Genomic DNA, 24,341 nt, shown 5'->3' with positions numbered 1-24,341 from the left:
GGTGTACGCGGCCTGTCCCCGGCGGCGCCTACGCTTGTCCTCGTCATGACATCGCTCTTCGAGAACCTCCCGCTGCCCGGCCTGGACGACCTCGCGCGCCTGCCCGCGATCCAGCACGACCACGTGCCCGACGCCGTCGAGCCGGACTGGTCGAGCGAACCGGAGGCGCCGCGCCGGGGACCGTTCGACCACCTCGACACCGAGGCGCTCGTCGAGGGTCTCAACCCGCAGCAGCGCGCCGCCGTGGAGCACGCGGGCAGCCCGCTGCTGATCGTGGCGGGCGCGGGCTCCGGCAAGACCCGCGTGCTCACGCACCGCATCGGGTTCCTGCTGGCGACGCGCCGCTCGAGAGTCGGCGAGATCCTCGCGATCACGTTCACCAACAAGGCCGCAGCCGAGATGCGCGAGCGCGTCCAGGCGCTCGTCGGACCCGCCGCGCGCAACATGTGGGTCTCGACGTTCCACTCGGCGTGCGTGCGGATCCTGCGCAAGGAGGCCAAGGCCCTCGGTCTGCGGTCGAGCTTCTCGATCTACGACGCCGCGGACTCCCAGCGGCTCATCACCCTCGTCTCGCGCGAGCTCGACCTCGACGTCAAGAAGTACCCGGCGCGCGCGCTGGCGAACAAGATCTCGGACCTGAAGAACGAGCTCGTCACGCCGCCGGAGTACGCCGACCAGGGCGACGTCGACCAGATCCTGCGGGACGTCTACACCCGGTACCAGCAGCGCCTCGTCCAGGCGCACGCGCTCGACTTCGACGACATCATCATGACGACGGTCCGGCTGCTGCAGGAGCACCCGGCGGTCGCGGAGCACTACCGTCGCCGGTTCCGGCACATCCTCGTCGACGAGTACCAGGACACGAACCACGCCCAGTACACGCTCGTGCGCGAGCTGACCGGGACGGCGGACGACCCCGTCCCGCCCGGCGAGCTGACCGTCGTCGGCGACGCGGACCAGTCGATCTACGCGTTCCGTGGCGCGACGATCCGCAACATCCTCGAGTTCGAGCAGGACTACCCGGACGCCCGCACGATCCTCCTGGAGCAGAACTACCGCTCGACGCAGACGATCCTCACCGCGGCCAACGCCGTCATCGCGAAGAACCCGGACCGTAGGCCGAAGCGGCTCTGGACCGACTCGGGCGCGGGCTCGCAGATCGTCGGGTACGTCGCCGACAACGAGCACGAGGAGGCGCGCTTCGTCGCGCAGGAGATCGATCGCCTGGGCGACAGCGACGCCGTCCGCCCCGGGGACGTGGCCGTCTTCTACCGGACCAACGCCCAGTCGCGGGCTCTCGAGGAGGTGCTGATCCGCGTCGGCCTGCCCTACAAGGTCGTCGGGGGCACGCGCTTCTACGAGCGCCGCGAGATCAAGGACGCGGTCGCCTACCTGCGCGCGATCGCGAACCCGGACGACGACGTCAACGTCCGGCGGGTGCTGAACACCCCCAAGCGCGGCCTCGGCGACCGCGCCGAGGCGATGGTCGCCGCGTTCGCCGACCAGGAGCGGGTCTCGTTCGGCGCCGCGGTCGCGCGGTGCGACGAGATCCCCGGCCTCACCACGCGCACCCTCAAACCGCTGCGGACGTTCCGCGACCTGATGCGGGGCCTGGGCGAGCTCGCCGAGTCCGGCGCGCGGCCGGCGGAGATCCTCGGGGAGGTGCTCGACCGGACCGGGTACCTGGCCGAGCTGCGCGCCAGCGACGACCCGCAGGACGGGTCGCGCGTCGAGAACCTCGCCGAGCTCCACGCGGTCGCCGCGGAGTTCTCGGAGGCCGAGCCCGAGGGCGACCTCGCCGACTTCCTGGAGCGCGTGTCGCTCGTGGCCGACGCCGACCAGATCCCGTCGTCCGACGACGCGGACGCCGACGGTCACGAGGGAGCTCCGACCGTCGACCCCGGCGTCGTGACGCTCATGACCCTGCACACCGCGAAGGGCCTCGAGTTCCCCGTCGTGTTCCTCACCGGTATGGAGGACGGGACGTTCCCGCACATGCGGTCCCTGCACGACGAATCTGAGCTCTCCGAGGAGCGGCGGCTCGCCTACGTGGGCATCACGCGCGCGCGTGAGCGCCTGTACATCTCGCGGTCCGCGGTCCGTTCGGCGTGGGGGACCCCCAACGAGTTCCCACCGAGCCGGTTCCTCGACGAGATCCCGGAGGAGCTCTGGGACTGGCGCCGGCGCGAGTCGAGCATGTCGGCGTTGCGCGGCCCGGGAGGGTTCACGGGTGGCGGACGTCGTCCCGGGAGCGGGTGGTCGGGCGGCGGCCGCTCGTCGGGGTCCGCAGCAGGCGGCGGCTCGTCCTCCGGGGGCTACTCCCGCCGCGAGGTCGAGCAGATCGCCCGGCAGCGGACCGCCGGCGCGGGGTCCGCGTCGTTCGGGTCCGCGACCCCGCGCGCCGCCGGCGCGATCGCCGCCCTCGACGTCGGCGATCGGGTGACGCACGACAGCTACGGCCTCGGCCGAGTCGTCGGGGTCGAGGGTTCCGGGCAGAACACCGTCGCGAAGATCGACTTCGGTGCGGACGGGACGAAGCGCCTGCTGCTGCGGTTCTCGCCGGTCACGAAGCTCTGACGGGTGTCCGGGGCCGCTCAGGCCCGCCTATGGCACCCGAGTCGTGGACGACCTGTGCAGATCTCGTACGACGTCCCCGGTGTGTCGTCGCCGTGACGGCCTGTCGCGCGCCGATGGGGCTTACTCTGTCTCGCGACGGCAGCCGTGCCGTCGCGCCGCGGCGACCGACCCCGCGGGTGTACAGCGCCGAGCCTGGGGAACCGAATGACGACGACCGGAGCACCGTGGTCGCCGACCAGCCCACCTCCGGGCCCGCCCGCACCGGCGACCTCGGGGACCGCGACCGACGTGCGCGCTCCCGGCAGGATCCCGCGCCGGGGCGCGGCCGGGGCGAGTCGCCGCATCCTCGGTCTCGACGGGCTGCGGGCCTTCGCGGTCCTCGCCGTGCTCGTCTACCACCTGGCCCCCGACGCGCTGCCCGGCGGGTTCCTCGGCGTCGACGTCTTCTTCGTCGTCAGCGGGTTCCTCATCACGACCCTCCTGGTGCGCGAGCTGCGCCGGGACGGCAAGATCTCGCTGCCCAAGTTCTGGCTCCGCAGGGCCCGCAGGCTCCTGCCGGCGCTGGGGACCGTCGTCGTCACGGCGGTGATCGCGGCACGGCTCATCGAACCGGACCTGCTCGTCGGCATCGGCCGGCAGGTCCTGGGCGCGCTCACCTTCTCGAGCAACTGGCTCGAGATCGCCGCCGGTCAGAGCTACTTCGACCACACCGCACCGGTGCTCTTCCAGACGTTCTGGTCACTCGCGATCGAGGAGCAGTTCTACGTCCTGTGGCCCGTCCTGCTCGTCCTGATCCTGGCGGTCACCCGCGGCGCCCGCTCGCGGTCGACGATCGCTCTCGTCGGCGCCCTCGTGTCGGCCGCCGCGATGGCCGCGCTGTACGTGCCCGGCGCCGACCCGACCCGGGTGTACTACGGCACGGGAACCCACGTGTTCGGTCTGCTGCTCGGCGTGTCCGCCGCGTTCTGGTGGGCCGACAACCCGCGGATCCTCGGCGGCGGGCGTGTGCGGCGCTGGCTCCCCTTCTGGGCGCTCGCCGGACTCGTCGTGATGATGCTGCTCATGCGCAGCGACGCGACCTTCACGTACCGCGGCGGGATCTTCCTCGGGTCGGTGCTGGCGCTGGTCCTGGTGCTCGCCTGCGCCGACGCGACGGGCTCCGACCCGGCGGCGAGCAAGGGTGCGTTCCTGCGCGGCCTCGAGCTGCGGCCGGTCGTGTGGGTCGGGGAGCGCTCGTACGGGCTGTACCTGTGGCACTGGCCGGTCATCCTGCTCGTCCAGGCGGTCACGGGGGCGCAGGTCGGGACCTCCACCTGGTGGTGGAGCACCGCAGCGGCCGTGGTGATCACGTTCGGCCTCACGGCCGCGTCGTACCGGTGGATCGAGACGCCGGTGCGCCGCGACGGATTCCGCGCCACGGCGCGCCGGGTCCGGTCCTCGGGCGCGGTGATCGCACTCATCGTCGTCGCGGTGCTCGCTGCGGCGGTGGTCGTCGTGACCGCGCCCAGAGTTTCCGCCGCCCAGCTCGCCGTCGAGCAGGGGCAGGCGGCGCTGGCAGCGGCGCAGCAGGATGCGGACGACAAGGCAGCCGAGGACAAGGCCGCTGACGACGCGGACGCGGAGGACAAGGCCGCCGAGGACAAGGCGGCCGAGGACAAAGCAGCGGAGGACAAGGCTGCCGAGGAGAAGGCGGCTGAGGAGAAGGCTGCCGACGAGGCCTCCGCTCCGATCACGGGCGACCAGATCAGCGCCTTCGGCGACTCGGTGCTCTCGGGGGCGGCCCCGGCGATGCTCTCGAAGTTCGACGGGATCCAGATGGACGCCAAGCCGATCCGCAAGTGGATCGATGCGGTGCCCATCGTCGAGAAGGCCATCGATGCCGGTACGGTGCGCGACGTCGTCGTCCTCAACTTCGGCACGAACGGCGGGTTCCAGTTCGAGGGCTCCGAGGCCGCCGTGCGCAAGATCCTCGACCTGATCGGACCCGACCGCAGGGTCGTGCTCGTCAACACGGTCGGGGTCAGCTACTGGGTGCCGGACGCTAACAAGCAGCTGGCCGACATCGTCTCGGAGTACCCGAACGCGGTCGTGGCGGACTGGAACAAGGTGGTCCGGGAGACGCCGGGCATCCTGCACAGCGACAACACGCACCCCAACATGGAGGGCATCGGCATCTACGCCGACACCGTCGAGAAGGCGCTCGCGACCCTGCCGCCCGCGTAGGACAGCCCTGCTCGTTCAGTCGGTGACCGGCCGGCGCGTGGCGTCCTCGTCGACACCGGGCAGGTCCGGCAGCACGCCGTCGCGTCGCGCGTCGAGCCACAGCTTCATGAGGAGCCCGACGACGGCGCCGAGGATCGCGGTGACGGTCACGGCGGGTCCGGACCCGATCGTCAGCAGGACGGCGAGCATCGTCGCGGTGAGCGGCATCCCGAGCGTCGCTGCGGCGCCCGCGGCGATCCCGCAGGCCGCGAGCCCGGGGATGGTCGCGCCCGGGACGAGCGCTGCGCCGATCCCGCCGACCGCCATGCCGAGGAACACTCCGGGGAAGATCGCGCCGCCGCGGAACCCGCCACCCATGCTCAGCGCGTAGCCGGCCGCCTTGGCGACCGCGACGACCGCGAGGGCGCCGGCGCCGACCTCGGGGATCGCGGCGAGCGTCGTCTGGCCCGAGAAGAGGACCATGTCGACGTCCTGACCGGTGAGCGCGCGGGTGGCCACGGCGATGATCCCGACGAGGAGGGCCGCGCCGACGATGGTCGCGAGTGGAGCGCGATCCGCGACCGCGCGGACCCGGCTCGCCGACCGGGTCGCGGCGACGACGAGACCCGCTGCGGCGACCGCGACGAGGAACCCTACGGCGACGTCGACGAGGTCCACGCTGCCGTACTCGCCGAGGTCGCCGGCGCTGAGGTTCGGGACGCTGACGCCCGGCCAGCCGTCGACGCCGACGCGCACGAGGTACCCGGAGCCGAGCGCGGCGAGCACCGGGATCAGCTGGGTCATCGGTTGCTTCGACTTGGGGCCCGGCATGAGGATCGACGCCTCGAGGACGAGCAGCACCGTGACGAGCGGGTTGCCCATGACGACCCCGAGGGCTGCCGAGGCCCCGGAGATCACCAGGACCCGGGCCCGCGGGTCGGTGGACCGTCGGGCGAGGACGAACCCGATGGCGGTGCCGATCGCGAGGAGCGGCGCCTCGGGTCCGATGACCGAGCCGCACACCAGCGACGCGAAGGCCGCGAGCAGCGTCGACGTGAGCATCCTCGGGGTGATGTCGAACGCCAGGCCGTCGAGCGGGTGGTGACCGCCGTGCCCCGGGAGCTTCTTCGCGCCCCAGACCGCAAGACCGCCGCTCGTCAGGACCAGGAGCACCCACCACCACGGCGCGTCGTCAGCGCCGAACGCCTGGGGCGCCGCGTCCCAGACGACGTGCTCGACGGCGTGCACGAGCGAGGAGTACGCCGTCGCTCCGATCGCGGCGAGGACGCCGACGAGGATCGCCTGGAGCAGGAGGGACGTGTTCTCACGGGTGAGCGGCGATCTGGTGTTCACGGGAGCGAGTCAAGCACGTGCCGGACCGGCGATCATCCCGACCGGCCCCGCGCTCCCCGCCTGCCGCCCGCCTGCCGCCCGCCGGCCGCCGTCGGCCGCAGTGCACGGCCGGGTGTGGGCGACCGCACACCGTTCGCACCGTCCCCGAGCGGGACGCGGCGCTCATCCGGTCTACTCTGTACCTAAGTTGTCTCGACGTCGAGATATGTCGGGGCCCCGTTCCACGCCGGCGAGTGTCGGTCAACCGGAAGGACGCAGCAGGGTGGACCTGTTCGAATACCAGGCGCGCGACATTTTCGAGAAGCACGGTGTCCCCGTGCTCGGAGGCGTGGTCGCGACCACGCCGGAGGAGGCCCGTAGCGGCGCAGAATCGCTCGGCGGCGGCACCGTCGTCGTCAAGGCCCAGGTGAAGGTCGGCGGGCGCGGCAAGGCGGGTGGCGTGAAGCTGGCCCACTCGCCCGAGGAGGCCGCCCAGAAGGCCGAGGAGATCCTCGGCATGGACATCAAGGGTCACACCGTGCACCGCGTGATGATCGCCGCCGGTGCGCGCATCGCGGAGGAGTACTACTTCTCCGTGCTGCTCGACCGGGCCAACCGCTCGTACCTCGCCATGTGCTCGGTCGAGGGCGGCGTCGAGATCGAGCAGCTCGCGGTCGAGCGTCCCGAGGCGCTGGCGAAGATCGAGGTCGACCCGCTCGTCGGCATCGACGCGGCCAAGGCGGAGGAGATCGTCACGGCCGCCGGGTTCGCCGACGACGTGAAGGCCGACGTCGCGGACGCGATCCAGAAGCTGTGGACCGTCTACCTCGAGGAGGACGCGACGCTCGTCGAGGTCAACCCTCTCGTCAAGACGGAGGACGGCGCGATCGTCGCCCTCGACGGCAAGGTCACCCTCGACGAGAACGCCGGGTTCCGGCACGCCGACCACGAGGCGCTCGAGGACAAGGCCGCGGCCGACCCGCTCGAGGCCAAGGCCAAGGAGAACGACCTCAACTACGTCAAGCTCGACGGCGAGGTCGGCATCATCGGCAACGGTGCGGGGCTCGTCATGAGCACCCTGGACGTCGTCGCGTACGCCGGTGAGGCGCACGGTGGCGTGAAGCCCGCGAACTTCCTGGACATCGGCGGCGGCGCCTCGGCATCGGTCATGGCGGCCGGGCTCGACGTCATCCTCAACGACCCGCAGGTCAAGAGCGTCTTCGTCAACGTCTTCGGCGGCATCACGGCGTGCGACGCCGTCGCCGACGGGATCGTCCAGGCGCTCGAGATCCTCGGCGCCGAGGCGAACAAGCCTCTCGTCGTGCGCCTCGACGGGAACAACGTGGTCGAGGGGCGTCGCATCCTCACCGAGGCGAACCACCCGCTGGTGACGCTGGCCGAGACGATGGACGGCGGCGCCGACAAGGCGGCCGAGCTGGCCGCCGCAGCCGCCTGAGACCGCCCGAGACGAGAGAGAACACTAGAGACATGGCAATCTTCATCAACGAGGACTCCAAGGTCGTCGTCCAGGGAATGACCGGCTCCGAGGGCCAGAAGCACACGACGCGCATGCTCGCGTCGGGCACCGCCGTCGTCGGTGGCGTCAACCCGCGCAAGGCCGGCACCTCGGTGTCGTTCCCGGCACCGGGCTCGGCCGACGGCAGCGTGGACGTGCCCGTCTTCGGCTCCGTCGCCGACGCGATGGCCACGACCGGGGCGAACGTCTCGGTCATCTTCGTCCCGCCGGCCTTCACCAAGGCGGCCGTGGTCGAGGCGATCGAGGCCGGCATGCCGCTCGTCGTGATCATCACGGAGGGTGTCCCGGTCAAGGACTCCGCGGAGTTCTACACGCTCGCCGAGCAGAAGGGTGTCCGCCTCGTCGGCCCCAACTGCCCCGGCATCATCAGCCCCGGGAAGTCGAACGTCGGGATCATCCCGGCCGACATCACGGGCCCCGGCAAGGTCGGCCTCGTGTCGAAGTCGGGGACGCTGACCTACCAGATGATGTACGAGCTCAAGGACTTCGGCTTCTCGACCGCCGTGGGCATCGGCGGCGACCCGGTCATCGGGACGACGCACATCGATGCGCTCGCGGCCTTCGAGGCCGACCCCGACACCGAGGCGATCGTCATGATCGGCGAGATCGGTGGCGACGCCGAGGAGCGTGCAGCCGCGTACATCAAGGAGCACGTCACCAAGCCGGTCGTCGGCTACGTCGCGGGCTTCACGGCTCCCGAGGGCAAGACGATGGGTCACGCGGGGGCGATCGTCTCCGGTTCGTCGGGCACCGCCCAGGCGAAGAAGGAGGCCCTCGAGGCCGCCGGGGTCAAGGTCGGCAAGACGCCGTCCGAGACCGCGTCGCTCATGCGCGAGATCCTCTCCTGACGTCAGTGCCCGTGCCAGCCCCTGCCAGCCCCCTGACAGGGCCCTGATCGGCTCGTCGACGGCGCCCGGCCCCGCACCGCGGGACCGGGCGCCGTCGTGCACCCGGGTCTCGTGCCACGCCGACCCGCGTCCGGAGACGGGGCCGCAGGTCGGGGCACGATGGTCCGATGAGCACGACGACCGGACGTCCGCCTGCGCGGCCCGGGGCCAGCGGCTCCGTCATCGATCCCGGGTCCGGTGCCCCGCGCGACCCGTCGACGCGGCGCGAACGGCTCGTGGCGACGTTCAGGCACGGGTCGACGGGCGTCGCCGCCGCGGTCCAGGCGCTCGCCCTCACGTTCGCGCTCGTGGCGCTCCCCGCCGTGATCGCGCTGCTCTCCTCGTCCGACGCCGACCCGGACGGCTGGGCGAACGCGGTCGCGGTCGCCGGTGGGGTCTGGTTGCTCGCGCACGGCGTCCCGTGGACCTCGGCCGCCGACCCCGTGACCCTGGTACCGCTGGGGCTGACCTTCCTCGTACTCGTGGCGATCGTCGCCGCGGCACGGCGCACGGCGGACGCCACGGTCTCCGCCTGGGTCTCCGGCACGGTCACCTACGCGCTCGTGGCCGCGGTGATCGCCGCGACGACGGTCGGCCCCGGGGGCTCGACACTGGTCCTTGCCGTGGTGGCCGGTGCGGCGGTCGGCGGCGCAGGTCTTGCCGCCGGGGTCCTCAGCAGGCCCGGCGGTCCGTCCGTCCGCGACCTCACGCTGGTGCGGCGCGTGGTGAGCGGACCGGTGCTCGTCGGCCTCCGTGCCGCGCTGGTCGCGGTCGGGCTGCTGGTGGTGGTGGCCGCCCTGGTCACCACCGGGTGGGCGATCGCCGGGCGGTCGACCTCGGGCGACATCGTCGCCGCGCTCGCTCCGGGCGTGGTCGGCGGGGTGATCCTCGCGGTGGGGCAGGTCTTCCTCGTCCCCAACCTCGTGTCCTGGGCCGTCGCGTGGCTCGCAGGCCCGGGGTTCGTGGTGGGCTCGTCGTCCTTCGCTCCGGGCTCCCGCGAGCTCGGGCCGCTGCCCGCGGTCCCGATGCTGGGCGGGCTGCCGGGCACGGCGTCCACCGGGGCGCTCCTGGTCTGGGTCCCGGTCGTCGTGGTGGCCTGCGGGGCCCTCGCCGGCGTGTTCCTGCTGCGGTCCCGGCTGCGGCCCTCCGACCGGTGGATCGCCGCGGGCGTCGCGACGGCCGGCGCGGCGGTGTCGACGGGCGTGGTCCTCATGCTCGGCGGCGGCGCGGTCGGTCCCGGCGCGATGGCGACGGTGGGCGCGCCCGCGCTCCTGACGGGAGCCGTCGTCGGGGGAGAGGTCGCACTGGGGCTCGCGGTGGTGCTCGGTGTCGCGGCCGGCCGGTCGGCGTGGGGACGGCGGACCGCGGGCAGGGCCTGACCGCGGACTGTGGGATTCTTGTCGCCGGACCGTCCACGACACGACCCGTGTGCGCCTCTTAGGCGCCGACCGCCTCGAAGGAGCCACCCGTGCAGACCCCCTCCGGCCACACCGTCCCCGTCACCGGCAGGTCCGGTCAGGACGCCGGCGACGCCGCATCGGCTCGCCTGGTGGTGCTGGTCTCGGGCGCCGGGTCGAACCTCGCGGCGCTGCTCGCGGCGCACGACGACCCCGCCTACGGTGCACGCGTCGTCGCCGTGGTGACCGACCGCCCCGACGCGGGCGCACTGGACCTCGCGCGCGACGCGGGCGTCGCGAGCGCCGTCGTCGCCCCGGCGGACTTCGAGGACCGGGCCGCGTGGGACGCGGCGACGGCGGAGGCCGTCGACGTGTTCGGACCGGACCTCGTGGTGCTGGCCGGATTCATGCGGATCCTCTCGCCCGCGTTCGTCCGCCGGTTCGCCGGCCGCATCGTCAACACGCACCCCGCGCTGCTGCCCTCGTTCCCGGGGGCGCACGGGGTCCGGGACGCGCTGGCGCACGGCGCCAAGGTCAGCGGCTGCACCGTCCACGTCGTCGACGAGGGGGTCGACAGCGGGCCGATCCTCGCGCAGGCGGCGGTCCCCGTGCTGGACGACGACGACGAGGAGGTCCTGCACGAGCGCATCAAGGTCGCGGAGCGCGCCCTGCTCGTCGAGACCGTCGGGCGGGCCGCTCGCCACGGGATCCACGTCGACGGACGTCGCGCGACGCTCGGCTAGACTTGCCGCGGCCGTGACTGGCGAAGGTGGGATCGACCACCGGGGAGCGGCCGGTAGTCCCTGTGATGCGCGCCGCCCGCCTGGGCGCCTGGGTGAAGCACGAGAGTCGGCCCCCGACCCGGAGCCGATCACCGCCGTCCGACAGGAGCCTCAACCGTGTCCGCTGCTGCCAGCACGACCGCACCCACCACCCTCTCCGACAACTCGACGCGCCCCGTGCGGCGCGCGCTGCTCTCGGTCTACGACAAGACGGGACTCGTCGAGCTCGCGACCGCGCTGGACGCCGAGGGCGTCGAGCTCGTCTCGACGGGCTCGACCGCGGCGACCGTCGCCGGCGCCGGTCTCCCCGTCACCCGGGTCGAGGACCTCACCGGGTTCCCCGAGTGCCTGGAGGGTCGCGTCAAGACGCTGCACCCCCGCGTGCACGCGGGGATCCTCGCCGACACGCGCAAGGCGGACCACCTCGCGCAGCTCGACGAGCTCGGCGTCGCGCCGTTCGAGCTCGTCGTCGTGAACCTCTACCCCTTCACCGCGACGGTCGCGTCCGGAGCGACGCCCGACGAGTGCGTCGAGCAGATCGACATCGGCGGGCCCTCCATGGTGCGCGCAGCAGCGAAGAACCACCCCAGCGTGGCCGTCGTCGTCAGCCCCGACGCGTACGACGACGTCGCGGCCGCCGTCCGTGGCGGCGGCTTCACCTACGCGCAGCGCAAGGCTCTCGCCGCGCAGGCGTTCGTGCACACCGCTTCCTACGACGTCGCGGTGGCGAGCTGGATGACCGGCGTCGTCGCGCCGTCCGGCACGACCACCGACGCCGCGGACGAGGGTCAGGGTCGTTTCCCGACGTGGATCGGCGCCACCTGGGAGCGTGCCGACGTGCTGCGCTACGGCGAGAACCCCCACCAGAGCGCGGCCCTCTACCGGGCCGGCGACGGTGCGACCGGGCTCGCGCAGGCGCAGCAGCTCCACGGCAAGGCGATGAGCTACAACAACTACGTCGACGCCGACGCGGCGTGGCGTGCGGCGTACGACCACCCGGGCACCGCGGTGGCGATCATCAAGCACGCGAACCCGTGCGGCATCGCGGTCGGCGACGACGTGGCGCAGGCGCACGCCCGCGCGCACGCGTGCGACCCGGTGTCGGCGTTCGGTGGCGTGATCGCCGCCAACGCCGTGGTCACGGCCGACGCGGCCCGCCAGATCGCCGGCGTCTTCACCGAGGTCGTCGTCGCACCGGGCTTCGAGCCGGAGGCGCTGGAGATCCTCACGCAGAAGAAGAACGTCCGCCTCCTCGTCGTCGAGGGCGGCCCCACGGCGCCGGTCGAGACGCGCCCGATCAGCGGCGGACTGCTCGTGCAGGCGGCCGACCGCATCGACGCCGACGGCGACGACTCCTCGACGTGGACGCTCGCGACCGGCGAGCCCGCCGACGCCGCGACGCTCGCCGACCTGGAGTTCGCGTGGCGCGCGGTCCGCGCCGCCAAGTCGAACGCGATCCTGCTCGCCGCCGACGGCGGCTCCGTCGGTGTCGGCATGGGACAGGTGAACCGGGTGGACTCGTGCCGGCTCGCGGTCGAGCGGGCGAACACGCTCGCCGAGGGCGAGGAGCGCGCGCGAGGTTCGGTCGCGTCGTCCGACGCGTTCTTCCCGTTCGCGGACGGCCTGCAGGTGCTGCTCGACGCGGGCGTCAAGGCCGTCGTCCAGCCCGGGGGATCGGTCCGCGACGCCGAGGTCGTCGCGGCGGCGGAGGCCGCCGGGGTCACCCTCTACCTCACCGGGACGCGCCACTTCGCGCACTGACGCCCGGTCCGGCGGCCGTGCCCCGCGACCCTCCGGTCGCGGTCCTCACGGCCGTCGGACGGCGTCCCTCCAGCGGACGCTCGGGTCGACCGCCCGCGCGACGTCCACGGTGAGCGGCTCGTCGCCGCCCATGAGGCGGCGCAGCCCACCCACCTCGCGGGGCGAGTCGACCAGGAAAGCCGCGTCCAGCACGGCGTGGTCGGCCGTGCCCGGCCGCAGGTAGAGGGCCGCCCACGGCCCGCCGGAGTCCGGGTCCCCGCGCAACCGGACGTCGTCGCCCGGCCGGGCCGCGCCGATCAGGGCGAGGTCGTGGCCCAGCTGCTTCGAGAACACGTACGGCGCGGGTGCTGGTGCCGAGGGTGCGCCGGGTGTCCCCTCGGTCGGGTCCCCGTCGGCGAGCAGAGCGGTCACGGTGGGCCCCGGGTCCGTCAGCGCCGCGGTCCAGTGGCCTCCGGGGACATGGCCGAAGACGGGATGCTCCCGGGCCGCGCAGTCTCCCACCGCCCAGACGCGGGCGGCCGCGGCCGGCGACAGCGCGACGGGGTCCGTGGGATCCGTGGAGTTCGGGTCCGCGCGGAGCCGCCCGGTCGGGTCCACCGCCACGGCGCCCGACGGGTCGAGGGGGACGACCCCGCGGAGCAGGCCCGTCGCGGGGCGCGCGCCGACGGCAGCGAGCACGGTGTCCGCCACCACGCGGGTCCCGTCCGCGAGCGTCGCGCCCCCGCGTCGACGGCGGTCACCGGTGCCCCGGTGATCAGCTCTGTACCGGCGGCCGCGAACCACGGCGTCACGCGGCGTCCGACCTCGGCGCCGGCCTGGGCCCACAGGGGAGCGGGGCCCGCCTCGACGACGGTCACCCGGACGCCGTCGGCGGCCGCGACCCCCGCGACCTCGGCGCCGATCCAGCCCGCACCGATCACGAGCAGCCGCGCACCCGGCACGAGGGCCGCCCGCAGCGCCGCGGCGTCCGAGGCGGAGTGGAGCGTCAGCGCGGCGTCCCACCCGGCAGGCCGGACGGGACGCGCCCCGAGGGCGAGGACGACGGCGTCGGCGACGATCTCGCGGCCCGACGCGGTCGCGACCCGGACCTCGTCGTCCGTGACCGCGAGCCTCCGGGCGGCGTCGCCCAGGGAGACGTCGGCGAGAGCCGCGACGTCGATGTCGAGCTCGTCGGCCAGCCACGCCGGCTCGCTGCGGGTGAGCAGCTCCTTCGACAGCGGCGGCCGGTCGTACGGGGAGGCCCTCGTCGCCGATGAGGTCGATGCGACCCTCGAACCCCTGGGCGCGGAGCTCCGCGGCCGTGCGTGCCCCGGCGAGACCGGCGCCGATCACGACGACCGATGCGGGACGGTGGTGAGCGGGCGTGGGACGGACGGCGACCATGGCGTCACCGTAGCGGGCGGTAGCCTCGAGCCGTGAGCGAACCGGAGGGGCACCGCACCGCGCGGCCCGACGATCCCGAGGTCCCGGACGCAGCGGACCCGGAGGACGAGGTGGACGCAGTGGACGGCGCAGGAACGATGGCGGTCGGCTGGGCCCCGGTCCGTGCGCCCGGAGGTCCCGCAGCGGGCGCCCGGCCCCACGTGCCGGCGCAGGGAGCCGATGATCCCACGCCGAGCGCCCCGCGGAGCGCCCGAGCACCGGCCCTGTGGCTGGTGCTCGCCGGCGTCGCGACCTCGACGGTGCTCACCGTGGTGGTCGACTCCGCCGTCGGCATCGGGATGCTCGCCGCGACGCTCGTCGCAGCGGGGACCGCGCGCGCGCTCCTGGGCGACCCGGGGCCCGAGGGCATCACGATCCGCTCGCGCGGCGTCGACATCTTCCTGTACGTGTCCGCCGCCGCGGCCCTGCTGCTGCTGGCGCTCATCGCCCCCGACGTCTAGGTCGGCGTCCCGCCACCGGGTCGACGACGGACGGCCAGCGGACCGGAACGACAGGACCCGGCGTGCCAGAGGCGCGCCGGGTCCTGTCGTCGTGCTGGTGGGCTCTCAGACCCTGTGACGAACCGTCGTCACGGCTTGGTCGTGCCGTCCTGCTCGTCGCCGTCCGCCGCGTCGCCGTCCGCCGCGTCACCGTCGGGCGTGGTGCGCGGAGCGTCGACGGCGGAAGCCTCGGCAGGCGCGTCGTCGGCCGGAGCGTCGGCCGTCTCGGTCGACGCGGGCGAGTCCGACGGCTCGGTCGGCTCGGCGACAGGTGCTGCCTCGGTCTCGGTGCGAGGCTCGGCCGGTGCCGTGGCGGGCTGCTCCGCGACGGCCGAGGGCGGCGCCGCGACGGCGGTGCTGTCCGCGACGGCCGGGGCACCGACGGCGAGCTCGTTCTCGCTGAGCAGGTCGTCCTGGACCGGGGTCCGCCAGGTGAAGACCCGGTAGAAGAGCCCTGCGATAGCGGCACCGAGGAGCGGGGCGACCCAGAAGAGCCAGAGCTGCGACAGCGCCCAGTCGCCGGCGAAGATCGCGGCCGCGGTCGAGCGCGCGGGGTTGACCGAGCCGTTGGTGAACGGGCCGGCGATGAGGAGCACGACGGTCAGCGTCAGGCCGATCGCGACCGGCGCGAGCTTGGTGCTGACGCTCTTGTCGGTGACGGCGAGGATCACGCCGACGAAGACGGCCGTGAGGACGACCTCGATCAGCAGCGCCGAGACGAGGTCGAACGCGAAGGCCCTGTTGGTCGACCCGGCGAGCGGGGAGTGCTCGGCGTAGCCGTTGGCGACGCCACCCATGAGCGCCGACTTCGTGGCGTCGGAGATCAGCGCGCTCTGCTGGAGCACGGGCAGCGCCGAGCTAGGGATCGTCGCGAAGAGCACGAGCGTCGCGGCCGCGCCACCGACGAGCTGGGCGACCCAGTAGAGGGGGACGTCGAGCCACCGGGTGCGCCCGGCGAGCGCGGCCCCGAGCGTGACGGCGGGGTTGAAGTGTCCGCCGGAGACGTGCCCGACGGCTGCGATCCCGGCCATCAGCGCGAGGCCGCCGGCGAGCGCGCCGCCGAGCGCGCCCGGGCCGAGCCCGCCGATCGAGTACAGCGCCACGCCGCAGATCGCGAGGACGAGGAAGAACGTGCCGAAGACCTCGGCGCCGAGGCGCGCGAGGACGGAGTGCTCGACGACCGGAGCCGGTGCGGCAGGGGCGCCGCGGCCGTCGTCCGGGGTCGCATACGGGTCGGGGGAGGGAGCGGTGGCCGCGGGCGCGGCGAAGTCCTGTGCCATGGGAGTCCTGTCTCGGTGGTGTGTCCGGCACCGGCCGGCCGCGTCTGGCGCAGCGGGCCCGGGTGCCGCCCTTCGGGTGCATCCTTGCACCCTCCGGTGGCCGATCCCGGGATTCCCCCGACAATTCCCACGGAACTCTCAGGTTCGCGAAAGTATCTTGATGTCGAGAAATCACGTATCCTGGGCCAGAACCCGTACCCCACCCCGCAGGGAGTCCTTCACGCATGGGAAAGATCAAGGTAGCCGGACCGGTCGTCGAGCTCGACGGCGACGAGATGACTCGCATCATCTGGCAGTTCATCAAGGACCGCCTCATCCACCCGTACCTCGACGTCGACCTGCGCTACTACGACCTCTCGATCGAGAACCGCGACGCCACGGACGACCAGGTGACGATCGACGCCGCGAACGCGATCAAGGAGCACCACGTCGGCGTGAAGTGCGCCACGATCACCCCTGACGAGGCCCGCGTCGAGGAGTTCGGCCTGAAGAAGATGTGGGTCTCGCCCAACGGGACGATCCGCAACATCCTCGGCGGCGTCGTCTTCCGCGAGCCGATCATCATCTCGAACATCCCGCGCCTCGTCCCCGGCTGGAACAAGCCGATCATCATCGGGCGCCACGCCCACGGCGACCAGTACAAGTCGACCAACTTCAAGGTGCCCGGCCCCGGCAAGGTCACCATGACGTTCGAGCCGGCCGACGGCTCCGAGCCGCAGAAGTTCGAGGTCGTGACGATGCCCGAGGAGGGCGGCGTCGCGATGGGGATGTACAACTTCAACGAGTCCATCAAGGACTTCGCCCGGGCGTCCTTCGCCTACGGCCTGCAGCGGCAGTACCCCGTGTACCTGTCGACGAAGAACACGATCCTCAAGGCCTACGACGGCCAGTTCAAGGACCTCTTCCAGGAGGTCTTCGACGCCGAGTTCGCCGAGCAGTTCGAGGCGGCCGGCCTCACGTACGAGCACCGCCTCATCGACGACATGGTCGCCTCGGCCATGAAGTGGGAGGGCGGCTACGTCTGGGCCTGCAAGAACTACGACGGCGACGTGCAGTCCGACACCGTGGCCCAGGGCTTCGGCTCGCTCGGCCTCATGACGTCGGTCCTCATGACCCCGGACGGCCAGACCGTCGAGGCCGAGGCCGCGCACGGCACCGTGACCCGTCACTACCGCCAGCACCAGCAGGGCAAGCCGACGTCGACCAACCCGATCGCGTCGATCTTCGCCTGGACGCGCGGGCTCATGCACCGCGGCAAGATCGACGGCACGCCCGAGGTCACGGAGTTCGCGCAGACGCTCGAGGACGTCGTGATCACGACCGTCGAGTCCGGCAAGATGACCAAGGACCTCGCGCTCCTGGTCGGGCCCGACCAGGGCTGGCTCACGACCGAGGAGTTCCTCGCCGCGCTCGACGAGAACCTCGCGGCGCGTCTCGCGGCCTGATCGCCTGACCGGCTCGCCGCAGGCGCAGCCGCACGTACGTCGGACGCCGGCGCTCGCCCCTCGGGGCGGGTGCCGGCGTTCTGCGTCCCACAGGACGTCGGACGGCGAAAATCAGGCGCGGTGCGTCGGTACGCCTCCCTAGGATCAGCGCATCATGAGTCCCACCCCGACCGAGGAGCGGTCCACCGTCCGCGCGCCGCGCGCGCCCCGACCCGCGCGCCGGTCCGTCGACCCCGCCCGTCGCCTCGACCTGCGCCGCCTCAGGGGCCCTGTCGCCGTCCTCGCGCTCGTCGCGCTCGCCGTCGGCACCGTGGGGGCCGCCCTCGGGACGGTGGTCGCCGGCCGCCTCGCCGAGACCGCGACCGTGGGGGAGTCACGGCTCTCGCGCTCTGCGTCGTCGGTGCGGCGCTGATCGACGCCGTCGGTCAGATCGCCTGGGCCGGGGTCGTGGACCGTGCCGAGGGCCGCCTGCGGGGGACCTCCTCGGCGCGGCGCTCGAGCAGCCGCTGGCGGTGCTGAGCGAGCAGGCGGTCGGCGAGGTCCTCGACCGGGTCGACGACGACACGCACGCGGTCGGCGCCCTGGTGCGACGCCAGCTCTGGGGAGCTCTGCGCTCGCTCGTCGGCAGCGTCCCGCTCTGGGTGGTGGCGGGGCTGACCTGGTGGCCCGCGTGGTTACTCTTCCCTCTGCTCGGGGTCGTGACCTTTGCCCTGGTCCGGCCGCTGCTCGGGGAGATCTCGCGCCGCAAGGTCGTCGAGGAGCGCGCCTGGACGGACAACGCCGCAGCGCTCGAGGAGGCGGTGGCGGCGCGGGACGACCTGCGCACGAGCCTGGGCCAGGCGTTCGCCGTGCGCCGCTTCGCCGAGACGGCCGCCGCGGTGCACGGGGCGCTCCTTCGCGTGGTCTCGGTCGAGACCCGGATGACCTGGCGGGCCGGGGTCCTGCTGCACGCGCTCCTCGCCGCGGTCGCGATCAGCGGCACGGTGCTCGTCGTCGCCGACGACCTCGACGTCGCGGGCCTCGTCACGCTGTTCCTCGTGACGGCGACCTTCGTGGGTCAGATCGACATGCTCGCCCGCCACCTGCCGGACCTCCAGGAGGGGATCGGTGCCACGATCCGGATCCGCCAGCTCCTGGACTCCGAGCCGGAGCCGGTGGGCGGGACCGCCGTGCCGACCGGGGACCTCGGGCTCGACCTCCGCAGCCTCGACTTCGAGTACGACGAGGGCGGCTTCGCCCTGCGCGACATCTCGCTGCACGTCCCGGCCGGGCAGACCGTCGCCCTCGTGGGCCGCACCGGGTCCGGGAAGTCGACGCTCGCCTCGCTCGTGTCCCGGGCGGTCGAGCCCCGACCCGGCACGGTGCTGCTCGGTGGGGTCGACGTGCTGGACCTCGACCTCCGGGCGCTGCGCGCGGCCGTCGGGGTCGTGACCCAGCGGACCGAGATCTTCGTCGGGACCCTCGCGGAGAACGTGGCCCTGTTCGCGGACGTACCGCGCGACGTCGTCCGCGGTGCGATGCGCGACCTCGGTCTTCAGGACTGGGTCGCCTCGCTCCCCGACGGCCTCGACACGCACCTCGGGCCGGGCGGGACGTCGCTCTCCGCCGGTGAGGAGCAGCTGGTCGCGTTCGCACGGCTGCTCGTGCGCGACGTCCAGGTAGTGGTCCTCGACGAGGCCACCGCGCGCATGGACCCGCTGACCGAGGCGCGGGTGACCCGCGCCGCGCAGCGGCTCCTCGGCGGCCGCACCGGCATCCTCGTCGCGCACCGGCTCGGCACCGTCGACCGGGCGGACCTCGTGCTCGTCCTCGACCACGGGCGCGCGGTGCAGCAGGGCGAGCGGAGCGTCGTCGCGCGCGAGGACGGCCCGTTCCGGGCGCTGCTGGAGGCCGGCCGTCCCGCGCACGACACTGCCGTGACAGACGCCCGTGAGGCCGGCTCGACGGTCCACGCCGACGTCCCCGCGGGCCGCACGGTGCACCGCCGCGTGGGTCCGCCGCCGCCGGAGCCCGACCCGGGCGACGGTCCGAGCCTCGCGCGCGGCGTGGGGCACGCGCTCGTCGTCCGCCCGCTGTGGGGTGCGCTCGGCGGGGTGCTCTACCTCGTGTCCAGCATGATCGCCGCCCAGGGCGCGGTGACCGGGTACCTGTGGGGCCGGTCCGTGACCACGCTGCAGGACGACGGGGTGCCGGCGCTCGCGGTCGGCGTCCTCGTCGCACTGCTCCTGCTGGTCCCCGTGGCCAACCTCTGGGCGTTCCGGCTCTACCCCCGGTGGTGGATCGAGCTCCTGCTGCGGGTGCGGCTCTCGGTGCTGCTCGGTCAGACCGCCCAGCACCGCCTGCGCCGCACGCCGCCGGGAGAGGTCGCCGCTCGGGCGCTCGACGCCGACCGGTTCGTGCAGTACGCGGACCGCTGGGTCGACCTCGTCAACGGCCTCGCGCTCGTCGCGCTCACCACGCTGCTCAGCGGGTCCTGGCTCGCCGGTGCGGTGCTGGTGGCCGTGCTCGCGGTGACCGCGGCGTGCGCCGTGGTCGGGCGGCCCTACGCCGGCAGATCCGCGGCGCGGGCGTCGGAGGCCCGGGCCCGGTTCGGTCGATCGCTCGTCTCGGTGCTCGACGGCGCCCGGACGGTCAAGCTCGCCGGTCGCACCGACGACGCGCACGCCGCGCTGCGCCGGGTCGACTCTGGCCGCGTCGGCGCCGCGATCGTCGAGCACCGGATCCAGGCCGTGCTCGACGGGATCCCGAACGTCATGGTCCAGGTGGGCGTGGTCGCCGCGTGGGCCGCCCTCCTGGCCGGGATGTGGGACCTCGCGACGACGTTGCTCGTGACCGGTGCCGTGAGCGGCTTCGCCTGGTTCGGGGTGGTCGCCGGTGCCGTCGTGACCGAGGCGCCCGGCACGCGCGCGTGGCAGCGTGCGACGGCGAGGTTCGCGGGCGGCGCGGACCTCGTGGACCTCCCGGCGGGGGTCGACCTCGTCGGGGGCCGGGCGCCGGCCCCCGGGCGGCAGGCGCCGGCGCGGCTCGACCGGCTCGAGCTCCAGGGACTCTCGGCCGTGCACGCCGACGGGACCGTCGGCGTCCACGGGGTCGACCTGACCGTGCGCCGGGGCGAGCTCGTGCTCGTCACCGGGCGCGTCGGCTCGGGCAAGTCGAGCCTGCTGGCGGCGCTCGCGGGGCTGGTCGACCACACGGGCGACGTGCTGTGGAACGACTCCGTCGTCGAGGACGCGCAGACCGTGCTGCGGCCGGGCCGCGTGGCCTACGTGGCCCAGGTGCCGCGCGTCCTGTCCGGGACGTTCGCGGAGAACGTCCGCCTCGACCACGCGCGCGAGCTGGACGGACCGGTCGCGGTCGCGCGCCTCGCCCAGGACGTCGCCGACGCGGGCGGGGCGGACTCCGTCGTCGGGCACCGCGGGGTGCGGCTCTCCGGCGGCCAGGTGCAGCGCCTCGCCCTCGCGAGGGCGCTGGCGACCGGCGCCGAGATCCTGGTGGCCGACGACGTGTCGAGCGCGCTCGACGCCGCCACCGAGGTCGAGCTGTGGGAGTCCCTGCGGGCGCAGGGAGCGACGGTGGTCGGGTCGTCCTCGAAGCGTTCGGCGCTGGCCCGCGCCGACCGGGTCGTCGTGCTCGACGGCGGTGCGGTCGTCGCGGAGGGACAGTGGTCCGCGCTCGCCGAACGGTGGGGAGCGCTGGCGGGCTGACCCGGCGCGGCTCGGAGGGCCCGCACGTAGCCCGCACGTAGCCCGCACGGAGCACCCTCGAAGCCTGCTCGGACGGCGCTGGGACGGCGCTCGGACGTCGCTCGCGCCCCGGCGCGGTGCGGAGCCCGGTCGTTCGTGACGACTCGCAGGCCGCTCACCTGCCGTAGCGTTCCTGGCTGTGCCAGAGTTGGGCCATGACGACCGCGACGACGCAGCCCGTGAACGTGACCGTGACCGGCGCCGCCGGCCAGATCGGCTACGCCCTCCTCTTCCGTATCGCCTCGGGGCAGATGCTCGGTCCCGACACCCCGGTGCGGCTCCGGCTCCTGGAGATCCCGCAGGGGGTCAAGGCTGCCGAGGGCACGGCGATGGAGCTCGACGACTGCGCGTTCCCGCTGCTCGCCGGCATCGACATCCACGACGACCCGCGCGCGGGGTTCGAGGGCGCGAACGTCGCTCTCCTCGTCGGGGCCCGGCCGCGCGGGCCGGGTATGGAGCGCGCCGACCTGCTCGAGGCGAACGGCGGGATCTTCAAGCCGCAGGGCGAGGCGATCAACGCCGTCGCCGCCGACGACGTCAAAGTCCTGGTGGTGGGCAACCCGGCGAACACCAACGCGCTCATCGCGGCCTCGAACGCGCCCGACGTGCCCAAGGACCGCTTCACCGCGATGACCCGGCTCGACCACAACCGCGCGCTCTCGCAGGTCGCGGCCCGTGCCGGCGTGCCCGTCGCCGAGGTCCGGCGGCTGACCATCTGGGGCAACCACTCCGCGAGCCAGTACCCCGACCTGTTCCACGCCGACGTCGCCGGGAGGCCGGGCTCGGAGCTCGCGCAGGACCGTGCGTGGCTCCTCGACGACTTCGTGCCCACGGTCGCCAAGCGAGGGGCCGCGATCATCGACGCGCGAGGGGCGTCGTCCGCCGCGTCGGCCGCGAACGCGGCCGTCGACCACGTCCACGACTGGGTGCTGGGTACGCCCGAGGGGGACTGGACGAGCGCGGGGATCTGGTCCGACGGCTCCTACGGGGTACCGGAGGGCATCATGTCGTCCTTCCCGGTGACCTCCGCGGGTGGCCCCGGGGCCACCTGGGACGTCGTCCCCGACCTCGAGATCGGTGAGCTGTCGCGCGAGCGCATCGACGCCTCGGTGGCCGAGCTCGTCGAGGAGCGCGACGCGGTCCGGGGTCTCGGTCTGATCTGACGATCTGAGCGCACAAGAGCAGGGGGCTCCACATGACGATCAGCGACGACGAACGCCGACGCCGGGCTGACGCGGCGGCGCAAGCCAACGCCAGCGCGGCACTCGAAGGCTACGAGATCGACCCCGACACCGCCGCCCTGCAGCAGCGGTACGTCCGGGGAGAGATCGGCGAGGCCGAGATGATCCGCCTCGCCGAAGTGCAGTCCGGCCTCCGCGAAGACTCCTGATGGAGCGGTGAGCAGGACCTCGACCGTGTGCGGCCAGTCAGGCGACTGTCGAACCTGACGAGCCGGCGTCGGCGCAAGGGCGACCGACCGGCGTCACCACCTCGAGGGCAGGTCTGCGGCCTCCGAACGACCCGTCCGGCCGTCAAGCCGGCTCGGGCTGACCGTCGACCTGCGTCACCGACGACAGCGAGCCGACGAGGGCGGGGAGTGCGCCCGGCGCGAGGGAGAAGTAGGCCCAGCGGCCGCGCTGCTCGCGCTCGAGCAGACCGGCCTCGGTGAGGATCTTGAGGTGGTGGCTGACGGTCGGCTGCGAGAGGCCGACGGGCTCGGTGAGGTCGCACACGCACGCCTCGGCGCCGGGCCTGGTGGCCACGATGGCCAGGAGCTGGACGCGGGCCGGGTCGGCGAGCGCCTTGAAGGACCGTGCGAGCTCCCGGGCGACCTCCGGCGCGACAGCCCGGCTGAGGGAGGGTGCGCAGCAGCCGCTGTCCGCGGGCGCGGCGAGGGACGGTGGTGCGGGCGTGGTCGCGGGCATGACCCCATCGTCGCACAGATTGACATCTGTCGATAGGTCGTCCACGATTGGTGTATCGATGGCTCTCGATGTGAGGAGTGGTGATGGACGAGGTTGCTCGGGACGACCTGCCGGTGATCGTGATCGGCGGCGGCCCGGTAGGGCTGGCCGCGGCGGCGCACCTGCTGGAGCGCGGCCTGGAACCGCTGGTGCTGGAAGCGGGCGCGAGCGCCGGCGCTGCGATCTCGTCGTGGGGCCACGTGCGGCTCTTCTCGCCGTGGCGCTACGACATCGACGCCGCGGCCCGCAGGCTGCTGGAGCCCACGGGCTGGGTCGAGCCCGACCTGGACGCTCTGCCGACAGGTCGCGAGCTCGTCGACGGCTACCTGGCTCCGCTCGCCGCGACCCCTGACATCGCCGCCCGCGTGCGCACCGGGACCCGAGTCCTGGCGGTCGCCCGGGACGGCGCGGACAAGACCCGGTCGCTCGGGCGGGCGCGCCGTGGCTACCGGGTACGCACGGTCGACGCCGACGGTCGGGTGGCCGACGTCCTCGCCCGCGCGGTGGTCGACGCCTCGGGGACGTTCTCGACGTCGAACCCGCTCGGCGTCAGCGGACTGCCGGCTGCTGGGGAGGCCGACGCGGCGCCGTTCGTCACCGGGCCGCTCCCCGACGTCCTCGGCGCGCAGCGCGAGCGCTTCGCCGCTCGGCACACCTTGGTCGTGGGCATGGGCCACTCGGCAGCGAACACCCTCCTGAGCCTGGTCGAGCTGGCCGAGACCACGCCCGGCACCACGATCACGTGGGCGATCCGCGGCGGCTCCGCGCGCAGGTTGTTCGGCGGCGGCACCGACGACGAGCTCCCTGCCCGCGGCCTGCTCGGCTCGCGGCTGCGCGAGGCCGTCGACGCCGGGCGTCTGCGGCTGCTGACCCGGGTGTCGATCGAGCAGCTGGTCCCCGGACGCGACGCGGTGCAGGTGCTCGGCACGACCAAGGACGTGCCGCTCGCCCTGGACGTCCACGCGATCGTCAACGCCACCGGCTTCCGCCCCGACCTGGACGTGGTGCGCGAGATCCGCCTCGACCTCGACCCCGTCGTCGAGGCCCCGAGCGCGCTCGCGCCGCTCATCGACCCGAACCAGCACTCCTGCGGCACGGTCCCGCCGCACGGGGAGAAGGTGCTCTCGCACCCGGACGACGGCTTCTACCTGGTGGGCATGAAGTCCTACGGCCGCGCGCCCACGTTCCTGCTGGCCACCGGGTACGAGCAGGTGCGTTCCGTCGCCGCCGCGCTGGCCGGCGACCGGGCGGCCGCCGATGCGGTCGAGCTGGACCTGCCCGCCACGGGGGTGTGCTCCAGCGATCTCGCCCTGGAAGCGGAGGGTGAGTCCGCCACGGGGTCGTGCTGCGGGACCGCTCCGGCAGAGCCGCAGCTCGTCCCGCTCGGCGTGGGCGCAGCGGCCGGGGTCGGATTCGCCTCGGGTGTCGTCCACGGGCGCTCGGGTGACGACGCGAACGCCTGACCCTGGACGGGGACGGCTGACCTCCCCGCGAGCACTCCTCGATGTCGGC

The 24,341-nt window shown here is 73.5% G+C and carries 18 protein-coding genes, 1 pseudogene and 1 riboswitch; of the genes and pseudogenes, 14 read left to right on the top strand and 5 right to left on the bottom strand.

The annotated features are described in order from the left end of the window. Window positions 1–45: 45 nt before the first annotated feature. Entirely contained in the window at window positions 46–2,577 is a 2,532-nt protein-coding gene (pcrA, locus tag QUE47_RS01865) for a DNA helicase PcrA (RefSeq protein WP_286218338.1), read from the top strand. A gap of 204 nt (window positions 2,578–2,781) precedes the next feature. After that, window positions 2,782–4,800 carry an acyltransferase family protein gene (locus QUE47_RS01860; RefSeq protein WP_286218337.1) on the top strand — a complete coding sequence of 673 codons (2,019 nt, stop codon included), beginning with the start codon at window positions 2,782–2,784 and terminating at the stop codon, window positions 4,798–4,800. Between the two features lie 15 nt (window positions 4,801–4,815). Here the strand turns inward: QUE47_RS01860 and QUE47_RS01855 are convergent, their stop codons facing one another. Continuing rightward, a complete protein-coding gene (locus tag QUE47_RS01855) occupies window positions 4,816–6,132 on the bottom strand; it encodes a chloride channel protein (RefSeq protein ID WP_286218336.1) in 1,317 nt (438 codons plus the stop codon). 262 nt (window positions 6,133–6,394) lie between these two features. Here QUE47_RS01855 and sucC point away from each other — a divergent pair, with 262 nt between their 5' ends. From sucC to purH, 5 genes are all read left to right on the top strand, one after another. After that, the gene (gene sucC, locus QUE47_RS01850) at window positions 6,395–7,567 is read left to right on the top strand and encodes an ADP-forming succinate--CoA ligase subunit beta (RefSeq protein WP_286218335.1); all 1,173 of its coding nucleotides are present in this window, start codon (window positions 6,395–6,397) and stop codon (window positions 7,565–7,567) included. 32 nt (window positions 7,568–7,599) lie between these two features. Next, window positions 7,600–8,496: a succinate--CoA ligase subunit alpha gene (sucD, locus tag QUE47_RS01845; RefSeq protein WP_286218334.1), complete on the top strand. Its 897-nt coding sequence runs from the start codon at window positions 7,600–7,602 to the stop codon at window positions 8,494–8,496. Between the two features lie 167 nt (window positions 8,497–8,663). Then, window positions 8,664–9,914: a cell division protein PerM gene (locus tag QUE47_RS01840; RefSeq protein ID WP_286218333.1), complete on the top strand. Its 1,251-nt coding sequence runs from the start codon at window positions 8,664–8,666 to the stop codon at window positions 9,912–9,914. A gap of 89 nt (window positions 9,915–10,003) precedes the next feature. Beyond that, window positions 10,004–10,675 (top strand): phosphoribosylglycinamide formyltransferase, encoded by a 672-nt coding sequence (gene purN, locus QUE47_RS01835; protein WP_434019717.1) that lies wholly within the window; start codon window positions 10,004–10,006, stop codon window positions 10,673–10,675. A 3-nt stretch (window positions 10,676–10,678) separates the two neighbouring features. Beyond that, window positions 10,679–10,768: riboswitch (ZMP/ZTP riboswitch) on the top strand. A 63-nt stretch (window positions 10,769–10,831) separates the two neighbouring features. After that, window positions 10,832–12,475, top strand: coding sequence for a bifunctional phosphoribosylaminoimidazolecarboxamide formyltransferase/IMP cyclohydrolase (gene purH / locus QUE47_RS01830; protein WP_286218332.1), 1,644 nt, complete (start codon window positions 10,832–10,834; stop codon window positions 12,473–12,475). A gap of 45 nt (window positions 12,476–12,520) precedes the next feature. On the opposite strand, the gene QUE47_RS01825 is transcribed toward purH, so the two are convergent. Next, window positions 12,521–13,168, bottom strand: coding sequence for an oxidoreductase C-terminal domain-containing protein (locus tag QUE47_RS01825; RefSeq protein WP_286218331.1), 648 nt, complete (start codon window positions 13,166–13,168; stop codon window positions 12,521–12,523). Window positions 13,169–13,251: 83 nt separating this feature from the next. After that, window positions 13,252–13,680: pseudogene (locus tag QUE47_RS01820) on the bottom strand (FAD-dependent oxidoreductase); the annotation flags it as partial. Window positions 13,681–13,890: 210 nt separating this feature from the next. Here QUE47_RS01820 and QUE47_RS01815 point away from each other — a divergent pair. Beyond that, window positions 13,891–14,358 (top strand): DUF3017 domain-containing protein, encoded by a 468-nt coding sequence (locus QUE47_RS01815; protein WP_286218330.1) that lies wholly within the window; start codon window positions 13,891–13,893, stop codon window positions 14,356–14,358. Between the two features lie 128 nt (window positions 14,359–14,486). Here the strand turns inward: QUE47_RS01815 and QUE47_RS01810 are convergent, their stop codons facing one another. Continuing rightward, window positions 14,487–15,677: an aquaporin gene (locus QUE47_RS01810; RefSeq protein ID WP_286218328.1), complete on the bottom strand. Its 1,191-nt coding sequence runs from the start codon at window positions 15,675–15,677 to the stop codon at window positions 14,487–14,489. A gap of 224 nt (window positions 15,678–15,901) precedes the next feature. On the opposite strand from QUE47_RS01810, the gene QUE47_RS01805 reads away from it, so the two are divergent. The 5 genes from QUE47_RS01805 to QUE47_RS01790 all read left to right on the top strand — a co-directional run bounded on the left by QUE47_RS01805 (window position 15,902) and on the right by QUE47_RS01790 (window position 22,255). Further along, window positions 15,902–17,122 (top strand): NADP-dependent isocitrate dehydrogenase, encoded by a 1,221-nt coding sequence (locus tag QUE47_RS01805; protein WP_286218327.1) that lies wholly within the window; start codon window positions 15,902–15,904, stop codon window positions 17,120–17,122. A gap of 154 nt (window positions 17,123–17,276) precedes the next feature. Beyond that, window positions 17,277–17,534 carry a hypothetical protein gene (locus QUE47_RS16395; protein WP_350227623.1) on the top strand — a complete coding sequence of 86 codons (258 nt, stop codon included), beginning with the start codon at window positions 17,277–17,279 and terminating at the stop codon, window positions 17,532–17,534. Window positions 17,535–17,634: 100 nt separating this feature from the next. Further along, window positions 17,635–20,826, top strand: a complete 3,192-nt coding sequence (locus QUE47_RS01800; protein ID WP_350227621.1) for an ATP-binding cassette domain-containing protein — start codon at window positions 17,635–17,637, stop codon at window positions 20,824–20,826. Window positions 20,827–21,020: 194 nt separating this feature from the next. Continuing rightward, a complete protein-coding gene (locus QUE47_RS01795) occupies window positions 21,021–22,028 on the top strand; it encodes a malate dehydrogenase (protein WP_286218326.1) in 1,008 nt (335 codons plus the stop codon). 32 nt (window positions 22,029–22,060) lie between these two features. After that, on the top strand, window positions 22,061–22,255 hold the full coding sequence (locus QUE47_RS01790) for an antitoxin VbhA family protein (RefSeq protein WP_286218325.1): 195 nt from the start codon (window positions 22,061–22,063) through the stop codon (window positions 22,253–22,255). Window positions 22,256–22,397: 142 nt separating this feature from the next. Here QUE47_RS01790 and QUE47_RS01785 read toward each other — a convergent pair whose 3' ends face one another. Beyond that, the gene (locus QUE47_RS01785) at window positions 22,398–22,790 is read right to left on the bottom strand and encodes an ArsR/SmtB family transcription factor (protein WP_286218324.1); all 393 of its coding nucleotides are present in this window, start codon (window positions 22,788–22,790) and stop codon (window positions 22,398–22,400) included. An 83-nt stretch (window positions 22,791–22,873) separates the two neighbouring features. On the opposite strand from QUE47_RS01785, the gene QUE47_RS01780 reads away from it, so the two are divergent. Beyond that, window positions 22,874–24,292: an FAD-dependent oxidoreductase gene (locus QUE47_RS01780; protein WP_286218323.1), complete on the top strand. Its 1,419-nt coding sequence runs from the start codon at window positions 22,874–22,876 to the stop codon at window positions 24,290–24,292. Window positions 24,293–24,341: the final 49 nt, after the last annotated feature.

Origin of the sequence: Paraoerskovia sediminicola, assembly GCF_030296575.1 — a bacterium.
Taxonomy (GTDB): domain Bacteria; phylum Actinomycetota; class Actinomycetes; order Actinomycetales; family Cellulomonadaceae; genus Paraoerskovia; species Paraoerskovia sediminicola.
The sequence above is the reverse complement of the archived record's forward strand: the minus strand, read 5'-3'. Positions and strand labels throughout refer to the sequence as shown.

Bases quoted from the DNA above. Each gene is read 5' to 3' on its own strand.
- pcrA (WP_286218338.1), top strand. From the start codon at position 46: ATGACATCGCTCTTCGAGAACCTCCCGCTGCCCGGCCTGGACGACCTC.
- QUE47_RS01860 (WP_286218337.1), top strand. From the start codon at position 2,782: ATGACGACGACCGGAGCACCGTGGTCGCCGACCAGCCCACCTCCGGGC.
- sucD (WP_286218334.1), top strand. From the start codon at position 7,600: ATGGCAATCTTCATCAACGAGGACTCCAAGGTCGTCGTCCAGGGAATG.
- QUE47_RS01840 (WP_286218333.1), top strand. From the start codon at position 8,664: ATGAGCACGACGACCGGACGTCCGCCTGCGCGGCCCGGGGCCAGCGGC.
- QUE47_RS01810 (WP_286218328.1), bottom strand. From the start codon at position 15,677: ATGGCACAGGACTTCGCCGCGCCCGCGGCCACCGCTCCCTCCCCCGAC.
- QUE47_RS01805 (WP_286218327.1), top strand. From the start codon at position 15,902: ATGGGAAAGATCAAGGTAGCCGGACCGGTCGTCGAGCTCGACGGCGAC.
- QUE47_RS16395 (WP_350227623.1), top strand. From the start codon at position 17,277: ATGAGTCCCACCCCGACCGAGGAGCGGTCCACCGTCCGCGCGCCGCGC.
- QUE47_RS01795 (WP_286218326.1), top strand. From the start codon at position 21,021: ATGACGACCGCGACGACGCAGCCCGTGAACGTGACCGTGACCGGCGCC.
- QUE47_RS01790 (WP_286218325.1), top strand. From the start codon at position 22,061: ATGACGATCAGCGACGACGAACGCCGACGCCGGGCTGACGCGGCGGCG.
- QUE47_RS01785 (WP_286218324.1), bottom strand. From the start codon at position 22,790: ATGCCCGCGACCACGCCCGCACCACCGTCCCTCGCCGCGCCCGCGGAC.
- QUE47_RS01780 (WP_286218323.1), top strand. From the start codon at position 22,874: ATGGACGAGGTTGCTCGGGACGACCTGCCGGTGATCGTGATCGGCGGC.